18 protein-coding genes are annotated in these 15,961 nt (G+C 54.6%); 11 read left to right on the top strand and 7 right to left on the bottom strand.

Annotation, left to right across the window (positions count from 1 at the left end; genetic code table 11):
* Window positions 1-8: 8 nt before the first annotated feature.
* From PHACT_RS13635 to ribA, 4 genes are read right to left on the bottom strand one after another with little or no spacing between them, the layout of a single operon-like run.
* On the bottom strand, window positions 9-386 hold the full coding sequence (locus tag PHACT_RS13635) for a 6-pyruvoyl trahydropterin synthase family protein (protein WP_070118824.1): 378 nt from the start codon (window positions 384-386) through the stop codon (window positions 9-11).
* A 52-nt stretch (window positions 387-438) separates the two neighbouring features.
* Window positions 439-1,482: an MDR/zinc-dependent alcohol dehydrogenase-like family protein gene (locus tag PHACT_RS13640; RefSeq protein WP_070118825.1), complete on the bottom strand. Its 1,044-nt coding sequence runs from the start codon at window positions 1,480-1,482 to the stop codon at window positions 439-441.
* A complete protein-coding gene (locus PHACT_RS13645; RefSeq protein ID WP_070118826.1) occupies window positions 1,482-2,225 on the bottom strand; it encodes a RibD family protein in 744 nt (247 codons plus the stop codon). The genes PHACT_RS13640 and PHACT_RS13645 overlap by 1 nt, the downstream gene beginning before the upstream one ends.
* Window positions 2,203-2,910 carry a GTP cyclohydrolase II gene (gene ribA, locus PHACT_RS13650; RefSeq protein ID WP_070118827.1) on the bottom strand — a complete coding sequence of 236 codons (708 nt, stop codon included), beginning with the start codon at window positions 2,908-2,910 and terminating at the stop codon, window positions 2,203-2,205. Before ribA ends, PHACT_RS13645 begins: the two co-directional genes overlap by 23 nt.
* 228 nt (window positions 2,911-3,138) lie before the next feature.
* Here ribA and PHACT_RS13655 point away from each other — a divergent pair, with 228 nt between their 5' ends.
* The 4 genes from PHACT_RS13655 (at window position 3,139) to PHACT_RS13670 (ending at window position 6,711) form a co-directional block, all read left to right on the top strand.
* Window positions 3,139-4,206 carry a glycosyltransferase family 4 protein gene (locus PHACT_RS13655; RefSeq protein WP_169819483.1) on the top strand — a complete coding sequence of 356 codons (1,068 nt, stop codon included), beginning with the start codon at window positions 3,139-3,141 and terminating at the stop codon, window positions 4,204-4,206.
* Window positions 4,207-4,243: 37 nt separating this feature from the next.
* Window positions 4,244-5,044 (top strand): class I SAM-dependent methyltransferase, encoded by an 801-nt coding sequence (locus PHACT_RS13660; protein ID WP_070118829.1) that lies wholly within the window; start codon window positions 4,244-4,246, stop codon window positions 5,042-5,044.
* A 4-nt stretch (window positions 5,045-5,048) separates the two neighbouring features.
* Window positions 5,049-6,170 (top strand): GGDEF domain-containing protein, encoded by a 1,122-nt coding sequence (locus PHACT_RS13665; RefSeq protein ID WP_070118830.1) that lies wholly within the window; start codon window positions 5,049-5,051, stop codon window positions 6,168-6,170.
* A 64-nt stretch (window positions 6,171-6,234) separates the two neighbouring features.
* Window positions 6,235-6,711 carry a hypothetical protein gene (locus tag PHACT_RS13670; RefSeq protein WP_070118831.1) on the top strand — a complete coding sequence of 159 codons (477 nt, stop codon included), beginning with the start codon at window positions 6,235-6,237 and terminating at the stop codon, window positions 6,709-6,711.
* 14 nt (window positions 6,712-6,725) lie between these two features.
* Here the strand turns inward: PHACT_RS13670 and thpD are convergent, their stop codons facing one another.
* On the bottom strand, window positions 6,726-7,673 hold the full coding sequence (gene thpD / locus PHACT_RS13675; RefSeq protein WP_070118832.1) for an ectoine hydroxylase: 948 nt from the start codon (window positions 7,671-7,673) through the stop codon (window positions 6,726-6,728).
* A 187-nt stretch (window positions 7,674-7,860) separates the two neighbouring features.
* Between thpD and PHACT_RS13680 the strand changes: the two genes are divergently transcribed.
* A complete protein-coding gene (locus PHACT_RS13680; RefSeq protein ID WP_070118833.1) occupies window positions 7,861-8,283 on the top strand; it encodes an OsmC family protein in 423 nt (140 codons plus the stop codon).
* Between the two features lie 112 nt (window positions 8,284-8,395).
* Window positions 8,396-8,638 (top strand): hypothetical protein, encoded by a 243-nt coding sequence (locus PHACT_RS13685; protein ID WP_070118834.1) that lies wholly within the window; start codon window positions 8,396-8,398, stop codon window positions 8,636-8,638.
* On the opposite strand, the gene rdgC is transcribed toward PHACT_RS13685, so the two are convergent.
* Window positions 8,639-9,553, bottom strand: coding sequence for a recombination-associated protein RdgC (rdgC, locus tag PHACT_RS13690; protein WP_070118835.1), 915 nt, complete (start codon window positions 9,551-9,553; stop codon window positions 8,639-8,641).
* A 190-nt stretch (window positions 9,554-9,743) separates the two neighbouring features.
* On the opposite strand from rdgC, the gene PHACT_RS16380 reads away from it, so the two are divergent.
* Together PHACT_RS16380 and PHACT_RS13700 are read left to right on the top strand one after the other, a co-directional pair.
* A complete protein-coding gene (locus PHACT_RS16380) occupies window positions 9,744-9,911 on the top strand; it encodes a hypothetical protein (protein ID WP_169819484.1) in 168 nt (55 codons plus the stop codon).
* A gap of 132 nt (window positions 9,912-10,043) precedes the next feature.
* Window positions 10,044-11,273 (top strand): MFS transporter, encoded by a 1,230-nt coding sequence (locus tag PHACT_RS13700; protein ID WP_070118837.1) that lies wholly within the window; start codon window positions 10,044-10,046, stop codon window positions 11,271-11,273.
* Here the strand turns inward: PHACT_RS13700 and PHACT_RS13705 are convergent.
* Entirely contained in the window at window positions 11,196-13,016 is a 1,821-nt protein-coding gene (locus PHACT_RS13705; protein WP_070118929.1) for a bifunctional diguanylate cyclase/phosphodiesterase, read from the bottom strand. The genes PHACT_RS13700 and PHACT_RS13705 overlap by 78 nt on opposite strands.
* 168 nt (window positions 13,017-13,184) lie before the next feature.
* On the opposite strand from PHACT_RS13705, the gene PHACT_RS13710 reads away from it, so the two are divergent.
* From PHACT_RS13710 to PHACT_RS13720, 3 genes are all read left to right on the top strand, one after another.
* Window positions 13,185-13,691, top strand: a complete 507-nt coding sequence (locus PHACT_RS13710; protein ID WP_070118838.1) for a DNA-deoxyinosine glycosylase — start codon at window positions 13,185-13,187, stop codon at window positions 13,689-13,691.
* 150 nt (window positions 13,692-13,841) lie between these two features.
* Complete coding sequence (locus tag PHACT_RS13715; protein ID WP_245730802.1) at window positions 13,842-15,062, top strand: MFS transporter; 1,221 nt, start codon at window positions 13,842-13,844, stop codon at window positions 15,060-15,062.
* A 104-nt stretch (window positions 15,063-15,166) separates the two neighbouring features.
* The gene (locus PHACT_RS13720; protein WP_245730803.1) at window positions 15,167-15,943 is read left to right on the top strand and encodes an EAL domain-containing protein; all 777 of its coding nucleotides are present in this window, start codon (window positions 15,167-15,169) and stop codon (window positions 15,941-15,943) included.
* Window positions 15,944-15,961 lie beyond the last annotated feature (18 nt).

The raw sequence follows: 15,961 nt of genomic DNA on the forward strand, positions 1-15,961 counted from the left end.
GCAGCGGCTCAGAATGACTGCCGGTAAGCCGCCCAACAAGTCGCATTCTCCCACAGTTTCACATTCAACAGACCACTGCCCGGTGGTTTGATATTGGCCATCAGGCGCTCACAGATGATGCGACTGAAATGTTCAATACTGGGATTCAGACCGGCAAACTCGGGTTTGTCATTAAGCATGCTGTCACGAAAATCTTCAACAATGCTGTCCAGTGCGGCTTCGATTTCAACGATGTCGACAAGGTAACCGTGCTTGTCCAGCTCTGCCGCTTCAATGCTGACTTCAGCAACATAGTGATGAGCATGGGGTGAGTTTTCACTCCCCCAATCCCCGCCGATCAGATAGTGATTGGCGATAAAATCCTTGGTCACAGCAACAGTGTACATAAGTCGTCCTTACAAAAATCGATTGTCAGTTTCAGGTTCGCAGGCCATGCAGTTATGGGTAGACAAATACAGCCTGCAGTACCTCTTCGTGTTTATTGTGCAACATCTGATACAGCGCAGCCGCCTCATCCAGTGCGTGGCGATGACTGATCAATGTCTGTGGTTGCAGGTGCCGGATCATCTGCCAGCAAATATCAAATCGTCGGGTTTTGTCCCAGCGCCCGGACAGGCCCGGAGCCAGGGTACTGACCTGACTGGTGGTAATCTTCAGACGATTACGATGGGCTTCGCCACCCAGCGCAATGGCGGCAGACTTTTTACCATACCAGCTGCCAATAACGATGCGGGCGTCAAAACCACTGAGCGCAATGGCCTGGTTTAGCGCATCCGGCACGCCGCTGACTTCGTAAATAAGATCAGCGCCCTTGCCACCCAGAACATCACACTGGATGCTGGCCAGATCAGCCAGCGGATCTAAACTGGCACTGGCACCCTGCTTCAGTGAACACTGCCGTCGCCTGGCCTGGGTATCCAGTGTATACAGGCCGCTCAGTGGATGTCTGGCCAGCACACCGGTCAACAGCAACCCGACAATGCCCTGCCCGAGCACCACCACGTGTTCGCCTATCATGGGCGCGCCATCCTGAACCAGATTGACCGCGGTCTCCATATTGGGCAGAAAAACCGCGGCCTCAGTGTCTACATCCTCGGGCACCGGTGTCAGTTGCTCTGCAGTACTAATAAAATGCGAGGCATGCGGCTGAAAGGAAAATACCCGACGACCAACCCAGGCGAGGTCAACACCCTCACCCACATCCATGACTTCGCCCACGCATGCGTAGCCGTATTGCAACGGATACGTCGATGCAGATGACAGTGACGCCAGATTAGCGTCAAGTGACATTTCTTCCGGCAGTTCGCCCCGATAGACCAGCAACTCAGACCCGGCGCTGATGGCAGAGCACAACGATTTTACGCGCAACTGGCCTGGGCCCGGCGCAGGCAATGCGACAGATCTTTCTTCAAGCTGCTGCGGCGCAGTAAACCACAGCTGCCGGCTTGTAATCTGCTGATTGCGTGCTGGCTGTATTTCCATCAGCTTGCTCCAGCGTGATCGGCATCTTCGTCGCCGGCAACATTATCATACTGCACCTTGCCCCACATGATCACATCGCTGCCCAGCGTATCGGTAAACACCGGCGCAATCTTCGGCAAGGCAGCTCTGTCGCTGAACTGAAGATCCCCCACGGCCTTGTAACCCCCGACCAGTCGGGGCGCAACTGTCAGCACGATGGCGTCCACCAGCTTCTGTTTCAGGAAGCCCGTGATGACATTGGCGCCGCCTTCCACCATCAGGCTGTTGATTCCACGTTGCTTCAGTTCACCGAGAGCGTCGTGCAATGACACCCGGCCCGCACTGTCACCCGGCAGGCGAATGACTTCCAGAGCGGAGTCAACCGGGCAGGCCGTCTCAGCACTGGTCAGAACCCAGCACCGCTTGTCCGACAGGTGGCACAATCGCGCACCGGGCGGAATTCTGAATTGCGCGTCCAGTACAATTGGCTGTGGATCAGGCCCCTGCCATTGCCGGACATTCAACCTTGGGTCATCGGACAGCACGGTGCCTATACCGACCAGAATGCCATCATGCAGACTTCGCAAATGGTGGGTCAACTGCATAGCGGGCTCACCGCTTAAGGCCAGCGGCTCACCGGATTGCAACGTGATGCTGCCGTCCCAGCTCTGGGCATAACTCAGGGTGACAAAGGGACGGTCGCGGGCAACCAATTGTGCCCGCTGGGACAGCAGCCAGCTTTCAATTTGCTGGTTCAGATTCATTCTTTCCCCTGGCGCTCACGTTTGCTGTCGTTGTCGCTTTTATATTTCTTTCATTTTGCGACATGTCCAGCATGTGATCCATACGTGTGGCCTTGGCCAACAGGTAAGCTTTGTTGTCGGCATTGACAGGGGCTTCCAGTGAAACCCGCGAGCTGACCTTGATGCCCGATGCCTGCAGTGCCGAAATTTTTAACGGGTTATTGGTCATCAGTTGCACGGACGCCACCCCAAGGTCTTCCAGGATGCAGGCCGCCAGTGAGTATTCGCGTTCATCGGCCTCGTGCCCAAGCATCAGGTTTGCGTCAACGGTATCATAGCCCTGATCCTGCAAATTATAGGCATCAAGTTTGGCCATCAATCCGATGCCCCGGCCCTCCTGTCGCAGATAGACTATGACGCCCTGGCCTTTGGCGGCCACCAGCGCCATGGAACGTTGCAACTGCTCCCCGCAATCGCAGCGCCTCGATCCCATCACGTCTCCGGTAAAACACTCAGAGTGCACGCGCGTTAATATGTCTTCGCCGGCAACGTCACCCAGACAGAATGCCAGATGCTCTTTGTTGTCGATCGAATTGGTATAATACAGCAACTGAAAATCGCCATGCTCGGTCGGAATGCGTCCCGATGTCACGCGTTTCACCGTGGCCTGGATTTTGTCTGTCTTGAGCGTCCTGATGCTTGTCATAGTCCGAAATATTACGGTGCCGCCCTGCAATAGGCAAGCTGCCGCCTTGGTTTGAATTGGCTGATATCCACTTCAATCTACGCTGGTAGCAACAAACCGGTTTTATGTGCCGGTAACTTTCCTGTCACAGCGTTGTCTTGGCGGTGCCCATTTAAATGGGCCCATGCATTCAATCCGGATCGGCAATTGCTTACAATGAATGTCCACTTGCCTTTAACGGATGTGCACTTGACGCCAGAACTGTATTTTGTCATTCCCGGGGAGTTAAAGACGCTGACCGGTGGCTACGCCTACGATCGAGAATTGATGACTGCCCTGAGACATGCAGGCATCATCGTCCATCACGTGACATTGTCTGGACAGTTTCCGACGCCGGACGAATCCGCACTGGCCGATGCAGGTGCACAGCTGGCAGCCATCCCCGATCAGGCTCTGGTGTTAATTGATGGCCTTGCTTATGGCGTCATGGACACCCTGGCGGCCCGGGAGCACCACCGCCTGCGAATTATTGCGCTGTGCCACCACCCACTGGCGCTGGAGACGGGTCTGACTGAAGATGTCAAAGCCGCGTTGTTGCAGTCAGAACGAACAGCACTGACCCTGGCCTGCGCCGTTGTTGTCACCAGCTCAGCCACCGCCTCCCTGCTCACTGAACGCTTTGATGTTTCTGCCGACAAAATCACGGTTGCCCTGCCCGGCACTGGCAGACCTGCGTTTGCACCGTGCCGGGGACAGCCGCCCTGTTTGCTGACAGTGGCGACACTGACTCGTCGCAAAGCACATGACGTCCTGATCAGTGCTCTGTCACGCGTTGAGGCGCTGCCATGGCGCGCACGCTTTGTCGGTGGCGATCAGTTTGACCCGGCCTGGTCAGCGCAGCTCAGGACACAGGTTGCCGACCTGGGCCTTGGCGAGCGCATTCAATTTGCAGGCAGTGTCGACGACCTGAACACTGAATATGCCGCCGCCGATGTATTCGTCCTGCCCTCACGCTTTGAAGGCTACGGGATGGTATTTGCTGAAGCGTTGTCCTATGGCCTGCCCGTCATCGCCGCACATGCGGGTGCCGTGCCAGATGTGGTACCTGACAGTGCCGGCATTCTGGTCGCGCCTGATGATGCAGACAAGCTGGCAGCGGCACTTCACGCTATACTGTCAACGCCGTCACATTTTGCCGCCTTGCGGCGTGGTGCCCAGGCGGCGGCTGCACAGTTACCGCAATGGCAGAATACCGCCAACCAACTCATAGCGGTTTTGCAGACCGTTGCCCAACAACAGGTGAACCAACAGACATGATTACCAAACCTATAGGCAGACACGTCAGGGCCTTGTCGTGAGCGGATTTTCTGTAAGCTGGCTGGACCTGCGTGAACCGGCTGACCACGCGGCACGCGACCAGGAACTGGCCAGCAAGCTGGTGCGCCATTTGCAGGCCGATGCCGATATTTCCCCGATCATTGTCGACCTGGGCTCTGGCACCGGTTCGACACTTCGCGCGTTGACGGCGCTGGGCGCACAGCGCTGTGTCTGGCGCCTGGTGGATCACGATCCAGGACTGCTTAACGAGGCTCTGCGGCGACACGGCCACAGCGAAATCGTCGAGGATTACGAAGCCGACCTGAACGACGTCGATGCCTTACCGCTGGGCGGACTGACCTTGCTGTCGGCGTCGGCTCTTTTTGATCTGGCTTCAACACAGCTCATTGACGCGCTGGTGGCGCGTGTGCGCCGCCAGTCGGCGGTGTTTTATGCGGCCCTGAACTATGACGGCAACACACAATGGACACCGCCACATCCGCTGGATGACGCTGTGCTCAAGGCGTTTAATCAGGACCAGCGCCGCGACAAAGGGCTGGGTGCTGCACTGGGACCGGAGGCGGCCGAATACATAAAAACTACACTGGAAACCGCTGGTTACACTGTTTACCAAGCGGCAAGCCCGTGGCAACTGGGCCCTGATCAACACTCGCTGCTAGCTGAATTGATTGCGGGAATCCGGGCAGCCGCCGGCAATGGCGGCACGCTGTCCATAACAGAGCTGGACCAGTGGCAGTCTTTTCGTGTGTCCCACGTTAATAGCGGCAACGCTGTCATCGGGCATCTCGACGTGCTCGCGTTTCCACCCGGAGCCTGACACGATGCTGGCAAAATTGCGCTCGGCTTTAACACAGTCACGCGTCACGGCTGGCACGGGCTCGGCCAGGGTGACCGGTCCGATAAGGCATCAACAGCGGCTTGTGTATGCCATTCTGATCGTCATGGCACTGTATTTTGCTGTGATTGGCACTCTCAACGTCATTGTTTTTGCTGACTACCCGGTCGCTCTGCTGGATTACGCCGGTGCAATCGGCGTGTTGGCAGCACTGGTTTTTTTTCATCGATCGGGTAATTTGCTGATTGCATCGTGGCTGGTTGTCTTGATTCTGATTGGCGTACTGCTCAGTTTCATACATATGGCTGAGGGGCGTAATTACTCGGTCATCTGGGTTACGGTACTGCCGCCCGTGGCATTTTTTCTGTTGGGTCGCCGTGCCGGCGCCTGGTTAAGCGGTCTGATCTTCGCTTACGTTATCGGTTTTGTGTACTTGTACCTGCCGCAGTGGCCACCCGCGCAGATGACGCTGGGTGCGTGGCTGAACATTGTTGAAGTGCTGACCGCTCAGTGGTTCATTTTCCGTCTGTACGAACGCTCACGCGCCGAAGCTTTTGCCGAGCTGGAAACATTGTCGATAACGGATAAACTAACCGGGCTGCTTAACAGAAGCCACCTGGATACTCTGCTGCAATACGAACTTGAACGCTGCAGCCGTAGCGGCCAGCCACTGACCCTGGTGCTGTGCGATATTGACCACTTCAAACGCATTAACGATGAGCATGGTCACCTGACCGGGGATATCATACTGCGGGAGTTTGCCAAGGTATTGCGCCAGCATACACGAGCCAACGATATCTGCGGGCGCTGGGGCGGAGAGGAATTCCTCATTATCTGTCCCGACACCCCGGTCGATGCTGCCGCCGCCATCACCAGCAAATTGCATACAGCGCTGGCTGCTGCGCATTTCAGCAAGGGGCTCAGTGTCAGCTCGAGCTTTGGCATTGCCAGTCAGACCGGCACAGACGCGCTGCAGCTCTCTGATCACCTCCTGCGCCGCGCTGACGACGCGCTATACGATGCCAAACGTCGCGGGCGTGCCTGCGCGGTCATTGCCGCAGGCGGCGGTGCCTACCAACCGGTCCCGCGGCGCGCTAAAGTGACTTAACGTCAGGGTCTGAACACGCTATTATTCGCCTGTAAAACGTTTACCACTGACAGGAACGCTGATAATGATCACCCGATACCACCTCACGGCCTTGATTAGCGGCCTGACATTGTTGCTGTCGGTGCCTGTCAACAGTCAGGTTTTCCCGCGCGGAAACGGATTATCGCTGTCGGGTGTCAATCAGTTCGATCTGTATGTGCAGCTAAGCGACTGGCAGGACATAAACGCAGATCAAACCGAGTTTCGCCGACAGGCCCTGGAGGCACTGGCAACCCGTCTTGCCTCGGTCGGTATCACCCGCCGGTCTGCGAGCCGCGATTACCTGCTATGCAATGTCCGGGCGACGCAGAGCAACGGTCTGGTCGCCTATACCACGACACCGGAGTACTGGAACCTGAGATCAACCGATGTGCACACCCTGCTGTGGCAAAATGAGGCGATCGCAATTGTCGATCAGGCCGAGTTCAGCACTGAACTTGTGGCCAGTGCATGCGCCGATCACATCATGGCCGAATGGTCCAAGTGGAATCCGGCCACCTGAGCAGGCCCGCCAGTTTAAAGACTGGGCACGCCCTGCCCTGCAATTTCCGGAAATTCGTCATGCATATCCAGCGGTTGAATGTTGTGGCGTGCGCCCAGATACTCCGGGCGCGGCTCTGACGCGGCGAAAGGTTCCTGCAGACGGTTTTCAATGCTGTTGTAGACAAAAAACAGGTTGGAACGCGGCCAGGGCGACATGTTCTCGTTGGACGCATGCAGGGTGTTGCACTCAAAAAGCAGCAGAGACCCGGCGGGCCCTTTGGGCGCCTTGATACCACCCCAGTTGGCAAGTTCAGCAAGTGCCTCCATGCCGGGCACGCCCACACGCTGTGCTTTGAGGGACTTTTTCCAGTTTGCCGGGGGCGTTTTACCTTTATAGGGCACAAACGTTTGGTGCGAACCGGGAATCAACATCAAGGGTCCATTGAACTCATTGTTATCAGTCAACATCAGCGATGCACTGACGGCCCTCATGCGCGGCATACCATCTTCCGCATGCCAGGTTTCGAAATCTGAGTGCCAGTCGAAACCACTGCCCTGAAAACCGAATTTATAGTTGATCCGAGACTGATGGATGTACACTTCACTGCCCAGCAGTTGCCGGACCATGCCCAGAATGCGCGGGTCCCGGGTCAACTCATCAAAGGCGGCAGAAATCCTGTGCATGGCGAATACCGATCGCAGCCCGCCACTGCCAGGATCGAGAATCACCTGGTCAGATTTCATTAATTCAGCGTCTTTTTCGAGCTCTTTCAGCACATTCAGGAATTGACTGACCCTGCTCTGGGAAAAGAAACCTTTGAACCACAGGAATCCGTCTCGCTCATAGCGCGACAGGCTGGTTTCGTCCAGCGGTCCTTCCCATCGGTGTTGGTTGCGTGCATGTATGACCGGGTCCTGGCGGGGTATCGGGTCCAGGTGGCGAGTCGTTCGCGAAGGGTATAAATCGTGTCGAGTAACCATACTCAGTGCCTCCTTATCGTAATTAATTCATCCATAAACGCTGCGATAAAACAGGTGACGAGGCTATCGTCGCTAATCGACTTAAAAAAATCAAGTGAGCGTCCCCTTCCACTCGCAGTCATTCTTTACCATCGCCATGCAATATGTTCTCCTGTTATAGCAATTCAATTTTTCAGGAGGATCAACGATGAACAAGCATGCATCGGCAACATGGCAAGGAGATCTGAAACAGGGCACAGGCACGATCAGCACGGAGAGCGGCGCGTTATCCGCGAGTCCATACGGTTTTAATACACGTTTTGAGGACAAGCCAGGCACCAACCCGGAGGAATTGATCGGTGCAGCGCATGCCGGTTGCTTTTCAATGGCGTTTTCCATGCTGTTGGGAGAGGAAGGTTTTACGCCCGACCTCATCGACACCAAAGCCACCGTCACGCTGGACAAAGTAGACGATGGCTTTGCCGTGACAGCGGTACATCTGGTGATGCGGGCAAAAATTCCGACCATCGATCAGGCAGCGTTTGACACAATTGCCGGCAAAGCCAAAGCTGGCTGCCCCATTTCCAAGTTACTGAAAGCAGACATTACGCTGGACGCGACGCTCGTCTGAACCACTAACCAGGAGCACAACCCCTGATACAATAATAAACAGAAGGGGTTTTGTGCGTGATAGCAAGCCATGCGAGAATAAGGTCGACGATAACAATTGCAGGAGGCAGACCATGAAATTCGACGATATGTTGCTGGATCCGGCCAACGCTTTTGACTCTCCTGATCAGGTCCTTGAGACCGGGAGTCTGTCGCGGGAACAGAAAATCAGGATATTGCGGCGTTGGGATGATGATGCCCGCCTGCTGCTGACCGCCCAGTCGGAAGGCATGCAATCCGCTGACAGCGGATCTGATGTCCTCAAGCAGGTGCAGAGCGCCCTGGAAAAACTTGGCGCCGCTGCATCCGACACCTGATCAGACGTCTTGCTCCCGGGCACCACCAAATACCGCAAACACGGCATTAAAAAGTTCTGACAGGGTGAGTGACATAACGGCAAAGTCCTGATCGAATTGCTGAGCAGCCGTTTCGGCATCAGCCTCCTGTGCCTTATCCAGTACCATGTCCTCGAAACGCAAACGGCTGATGGTCAGGTCATCAGCCAACACACAGCTCAGGCTCTGGTTCCAGACAACACCCAGCTTTTTCACCTGCTTCCCCGCCTCCAGATGGACCCTGATTTCATCCGCCGTCAGATCCTGCCCGGAACAGCGGATCGAATTGCCGTCTTCCGCCGGATTAAACAACTCACAACTTTCACTGATTTCGAATTGTCCTTCGGCTGCCTGCGACTGCAGCCAATTTGTCATGACAGGCCCGGGCGCATGTTGAACATCGGCCGGCACGACTGGCAACGAACCGAGGCATTCGCGCAACCCCGAGATCAGTTCTTCGGCAGCGCTGGCGCTACTGGTGTTGATAATCAACAAACCAGCCCGCTTATCAATATAGGCATAGACCTTACGGGTTCGTGAAAACGCACGGGGTAACAAAGCCGCAATAACATCATCTTTTATCTGCAGTTTTTCTTTGCGATAGACTTTGCGAGCCTGTTTGGCTTCGAGCTCTTCGATCTTTTCGTTGACCGCGTCATTGACCACCGATGCCGGCAGCAATTTTTCATCCTTGCGTGCACATACCATGACCGCATGCCCGACACTGTGAGTCAGCGCCTCTTCTTCCTTACCCAGAGGGCTGATCCAGCCAAATCGGCTGCGTTCAAATGTATTGCAGGGCTGAAACACAAATTCAGACAATTTTTTATCCAGCTCGTCGGCAGACAGTTCAAACGGCCGGGTAAATTGATACAGACGGATATTCTTAAACCACATCGAAGTCTCCAGACTTTAATTTAATCTTGGCGCTGCATTGTACCGAATCACAAAGCGAGGCAAAGCGATAAATTCGGATTTTATTCTACGCACCTTCTTGACTTTCAGAATAAAGAGCATAAAATCCTTTTTCCTCGCGATCTGACCAACGGCATTTCCCGAGACAAATTTTTTTTCAGGCAAGTACTTCATGTTCATTTCAACGTCAACCACAACGCGACAACGCAATGCGCTGTCCACAGTCAAACCGGTTCTGCTACCGGTAGCTGTGTGCTGGGCGTCAGCCACAGGCATGCCTGTGCGCTATAAGCACAGTGTGCGTATTCATGAAATGAAACTGGGGGTCTGCCCGACGTAATTTGTAAAAACAAAACTTACAAATCAGGTACAGCAAAGGCCTCTGAGTTTCGAAAGAATTCAGGGGCCTTTTTCTTTGTCTGGAGAAAAGGGAAAAAAGTGCCGGCTAAGAAGGCCCGCGAAGGAGTGTATTGTGGTTGAGAAACTGCAAAGAAATATAAATATCGTTTACGCATTGGCGTTCTTCCACATGTTTCTGTTGATTGTGCCCGTACTGGTGCCTTTCTTTCAGTCCAAGGGTCTTTCGCTTGCAGAGATCTTCTACCTGCAGGCCATTTACGCTGGCGCGATTGTTGTGCTGGAGGCGCCGTCCGGGTATTTTGCCGATGTTATGGGTCGACGCCTGGCGCTGCTGATAGGTGCACTTGCACACGGGCTTGGTTTCTTCTGGCTCAATTTCGCCGATGGCTTTTGGGGCCTGGTGATTTTCGAATTGATACTGGGTATGGCGGTGAGCATGCTGTCAGGGGCTGACCTTGCGCTGCTGTATGACAGTGAACGAGCGCTGGCAAATGAAGAAGGCGACCATGCCCAGAGCCTGTCGCAACTGGGGTTTACAAAATCGTTGGCGGAGGGCCTGGGGGCGCTGTGCGGTGGCCTGCTTGCCATGTGGTCCTTTGATGTGATGATTCTGGTGCAGTCTCTCACCGCCTGGGTTTGTCTGTGGATGGCGTTTCTTGTTATAGAACCACCAGTTGATAATGTCAGTGAGCCTGGCAATCGTGTGGTCAGCCTGAAGGAGATATATCAACATGTCGCCAGAGGTGATCGTATCCTGCGCATGGTGTTTATTGCGTTGCCAGTATACAACCTTGCCACCATTCATGTGGCCTGGCTGATCCAGCCCTACTGGGACGATATGGGGTTGTCGCTGGCGCTGTTCGGAGCACTCTGGTTTGCGCAGAGTCTGACCGTCGCACTCGCCAGCAAGTGTGGATACCTGCTGGAAAGGACCAGAGGTGCTGTGTTTGCGCTCGTTGTGATTGGTGTGTTGCCGGTGATCGGCACCTTCGGCATGGCCTGGCTGGGTGGCTGGGGCGGCGTGGCATTGTGTTTTGTGCTGTTCTTCTGCCGTGGGCTGTATCAGGTGATTCTGGCCAACGCCCTGAATCGTCGAATTCCCGGTCGCTTTCGGGCAACGGTGAACTCGCTGAACAGTCTGCTGTTCCGGTTTGGCTTTATTTTGACTGGCCCCTTTGTTGGTTACCTGGCCGACATGCACGGTATCAGCGCTGCCCTTAACCTTCTGGGGATATGGTCGGTGCTGGCTTTCCTGGTGGTCATGCTACCCTTGATTCGGGCGGTCAGAATTCTTGAGGCTGGTCGGCTCAGCAGACAGGGCAACCAGGGAACTGTCGAGTAAGTCATCCAGGTAATGACAGACAACACTGAAGCCACGGATTTTTTTGGCTTCATGTTTGTTGTGGGATGCCAGCTCAGCCAGCTGGCTGGCATTCACTTTTTCACTGGCATCGTCTGGTAGCGCCAGTACACCAATTGACAGGCTTAGCAGGTCGTACCAGCGCCAGTTACCATCACGATCCGGCGCCTGGAAACCACCGCCCTCAATGTGCTCAGCTTTGTACAGTTGCCGACACAAGGCCTGAAAATTGGTGTTCAGCACATCCAGGCGTTCGCGCCAGTCCTGGCAGCGCAACACCAGCATAAAATCATCGCCACCAATATGGCCGACAAAATCCAGATCCGGGTCACAGCAGTCTCTGAGAATATGGGCCAGACCAAGCAGAACTTCGTCACCCTTGCCGTATCCATAAACATCATTGAAGGGTTTGAAGGAGTCGAGGTCGATATAACACAGATGTGCGGTCAGACCGTTGCTCAGAAGGCGATCCAGACACTCCTGAATGGAAATATTGCCTGGCAGCAGTGTCAGTGGATTGGCAAACTGTGCCTGGCGCACCTGCAGTTCGGTAATCTGACGCAGGACATCAATGACACGACCCAGGCCAAGATACTGACCGTCCTGCGTGATAATAAAGTCCTCTTCCAGACGCTGGCGCGCACGGCTGGTCAACAGACGACTGACACGCTGCAGGCTTTGATGCACATCGACCGCAAGGCAGTCCTTGTCCATCATATGGCCGATGGGTTTGCGGGCGTGCAGTTCATGGGCATACTGCTTCAGCATCGCCTGGCTGAGTGCGTGGCAATGCACCGTACCCACGGGCACGTTGTCATCATCCAGAACCGCCAGACTGTTCAGGCTGGGCTGTTGCTGAAAACGTTGCAACACCTGGCTCACGCGTTCTTCTACATGTACGCCGTTCACCGGAATGACCAGACTGTGCAGGCCGCGGTCCTTGGTTTCGGATTCTTCCGGGTTCAGTTTAGCCAGCATGGTGCCAACACTGGCGACGGGTGCTGGTTCGGGTCGACCCAGCCAGTAACCCTGCACCCAGTCAACGCCCATACCCTCAAGCACCCGTAGCTCTTCGGGCAGCTCAATACCTTCCGCAATTACATGAGAACGAGAGGCTTTGGCCATATTCAGTATTGAACCGACGAATTCGCGTTTCATCGGATCGCGATGAATCCCGTCAATGAAATGTCTATCAATTTTGACAAACTCAGGCTGTAGCTCGGTCCACAGGCGCAAGCTTGAGTAACCAGCCCCCAGGTCATCCAGCGCAATAGAGAAACCCATGTCACGATAGTGGTGTAAAGCACTCTGCAGCAACCCGACATTGTCAATCGGGGAGTGTTCCGTCAGTTCAATGACAACCTGATCTGGTTTGAGGCCTGCCTGTTTAAGAATGGCCAGGGTCCGGCCCGGGTAATGCTGTTGTTCCAGCAGGCTTTCCGGTGAAACATTAAGAAACAGCTGTCCCTCAAACGCCTGTTCACAGAAGCCCTGTATCGCGCGACGCCGACACAGAATTTCCAGATCGGTCAACAGACCAAAATGCCTGGCCGTGGCAAACAATGTCAGCGGGGAATGCAACGGACTGTTCGAGGGCCCGCGGGTAAGCGCCTCGTAACCCACTATTCTTTTTTCCAGAGTTGATACAATGGGTTGAAATAGCGTTGTTACTGTATCGTTTCTCAGGATAGCAAGTAAGGCTTCCCGTTGTTCATTAACTGTCATCAGAGCTGCCAATACTGTTCAATTGGATTGAATACAACAGTCGGCTAGACTACCCGCCAGTCATGACAGAACCATGACAAACAGGTAACTGGCAAAATCTCGCTTGCACGCCGTGCTAACGCTATTGGTGCACGCCCCATATTAGAGCGCAGACTCAGGAAAGCTAAAATGAGCCCGCAAATACACAGTTTTTCGCCGGTCGCCCGCAGTGACGCCCGTGTCCTTATTCTGGGGTCGATGCCCGGGGTTGCATCGTTGCGAGCACAACAATACTACGCACATCCACGTAACAGTTTCTGGACAGTGATGTGTGCCATGTTGGCTATACCCGTTGATGCTCCTTATGCCGAACGACTGATTGCCCTGCAGAAAAATCACATCGCCCTGTGGGATGTGTTGCAAACCTGCACGCGCACCGGCAGCCTGGATTCGGACATTGTTCCCGAGTCAATTGTCCCCAACAATTTTAGTGACTTTTTTATTCATCATGATCAGATCAGGCATATCTACTTTAATGGCGCCAAAGCAGAATCAGTCTTTGTGAAACACGTCACCCCCACCCTGCCGGACCGGAGTGGAACCATGACACTGCACAGACTGCCTTCAACCAGTCCGGCACATGCGGCGATGTCGGTGGCTGACAAAGCAAAAGCCTGGTCGGCAATACTGACATAGCGTCTAACCAATTGCGTCGATGAGCAGGATAGCCCGCCACTCTGCAGAGAACCGTCATCCGCCGGTTTCTGCTAAACTGAGTTCTGTTTTGCCAAATATGCCCAGTGTCTGACGCAGCACATCATCATTTTAAATCGGGGATCGCCATCTTTGTCCACTCCAGCCACTGATACGCCGATACTGCCGGGCTCAACCGCCCTGCGGCGCCCTCCCATTGCCCTGCTCAGCGGTCTGGGTATTCTGTGTACGCTGGTCACAGTAGTTTTCGCCCGCCTCGCTTATGGTCTGGTACTGCCGACCATGCGTGCGGATCTGGGCCTGAGCTATGCCGAGGCGGCCAACCTGGGCACCGTGACCGCAATGGGATATTTGACCTTGCTTTTGTATGCCGGTGTTTTTGCCGGGCGATTCGGTGGCAAGCGCGCCATCATGACCGGATTGGCGTTGGCAGCGACCGGTTTCTTGATGTTGAGCGTGGTATCGGCGTATGGCTGGTTGCTGCTGGCCATGGTCTTGCTTGGATTCGGCACCGCGTTCGCGTTCACGCCGTTAATATCACTGTTGGGCAGCTGGTACCCTGATCGCCGGGGCACTGTTATCGGCTTTGCCAATAGCGGTGTCGGGCTGGGCATTCTGATCAGTGGTGCGCTGGTGCCAGCACTGACCGATGCCGCTGGCCCGGCAGCGTGGCGCCTGGTCTGGGGCATCTTCTGTATCAGCGCAGTGATAACGTTGGTGCTGGTGACGACATTGCTACGGGACCCACCGCGACACAGCGAGGCCGTGAGTATGCGTCATGGCCTCGCCAGCATATATCGCAACCCGCATGTGGTCGTGATCGGCGCAGTCTACGGCATTGTCGGCACCACCTATATCGTGCAGACCTTGTTCATGTACAGCTTTGCTCTGGAATCACAGGTTAATCCCATTACCGCCGGACGTCTGGTTGCCATCATGGGCCTGATTTCAGTATTCGCTGGCCCCGCCTGGGGCAGAGCCGCAGATCGCATCGGCCATGCCAATGCTCTGCTCATTTGCATGCTGATATCGTTTGTTGCCACGTTGTTACCGGTACTAAGAGCAGAGACTGCGGTGTTCGTTCTGCATTACATACTGATGGGGGCCTCTATTAGCGGTCTGTTTACATCAATACTGGCGGCATCCACCAGTACCGTAAAACCGCAGCACGCGGCCATGGCCGTGAGCTTTGTGACTGTCTTTTTTGCGCTCGGCCAGTTGCTTGGGCCTGCCGCTGCCGGGCTGTTGATTGACTGGCAGCAGGACTTTCGCCTGACGTTCGGTGTCAGTAGCGCCTTGCTGATTATTGGCGCCATTCTGGGCCGCTACAGTCGGAAATTTGTCACTTCCTGAAATTGGCAGCAAGCTTCCTGAATGCTGTTTTACGCTAATTTTCAATATGATATAGCTATGCTAAAATCACCATCAAGGTTCTAAGCGGATTATGTGAGGCAGTATTGCAAACCATCAAACTACACAGCGCTGACACGCACGAACTGGGCTGCAGCGGCTGCCGGGACAATGAACATCAAACGTTCAACCTGAGTTTTGCGTTTCAGCCCATTGTGCGCGCCAGCACCCGCAAGGTTGTCTCCTACGAAGCACTGGCACGCGGCCCCGAGGGTCAGGGTTTTGCCTTTGTGCGGGACCAGATTAACAGTGACAACCTGTACAACTTTGATCAAACCTGCCGGGTCAGAGCCATTGAGCTGGCAACCAGGCTGAAGATTAACGTAGCGCTAAATATCAATTTCACGCCCAACGCCGTCTATCGCCCAGAGCTTTGTATTCGCACTACCCTGGCGGCAGCGCAGAAGTACGGATTCCCTGTCGAAAAAATTCACTTTGAGGTAACTGAAAGTGAAGAAATCCGTGAAAAGACTCATCTGGTAAACATCATTGAAACCTACAAGAAACTCGGTTTTACCACCGTGATTGACGATTTTGGCGCAGGCTTTTCCGGCCTGAATCTACTGGCGGAGTTTCAGCCCGACTATATTAAAATCGACCGCGCATTGATCGATCATGTTGATCAGCGCCCGGCACGCCAGGCAATAATTCAGGGCGTGATTCTGACCTGCCGAAAACTCAACATCGATATTCTGGCAGAAGGTGTGGAGCGCGAGGAAGAGTATCGCTGGCTCGCGCATGAAGGCATCGATCTTTTCCAGGGCTACTATTTTGCTTATCCCGGATTCAAGCAGTTACCCGGCGTGCCAGACGAACTATTCTAACGTTGTTTATCACTCACC

It is taken from the genome of Pseudohongiella acticola, assembly GCF_001758195.1.
Taxonomy (GTDB): Bacteria; Pseudomonadota; Gammaproteobacteria; order Pseudomonadales; family Pseudohongiellaceae; genus Pseudohongiella; species Pseudohongiella acticola.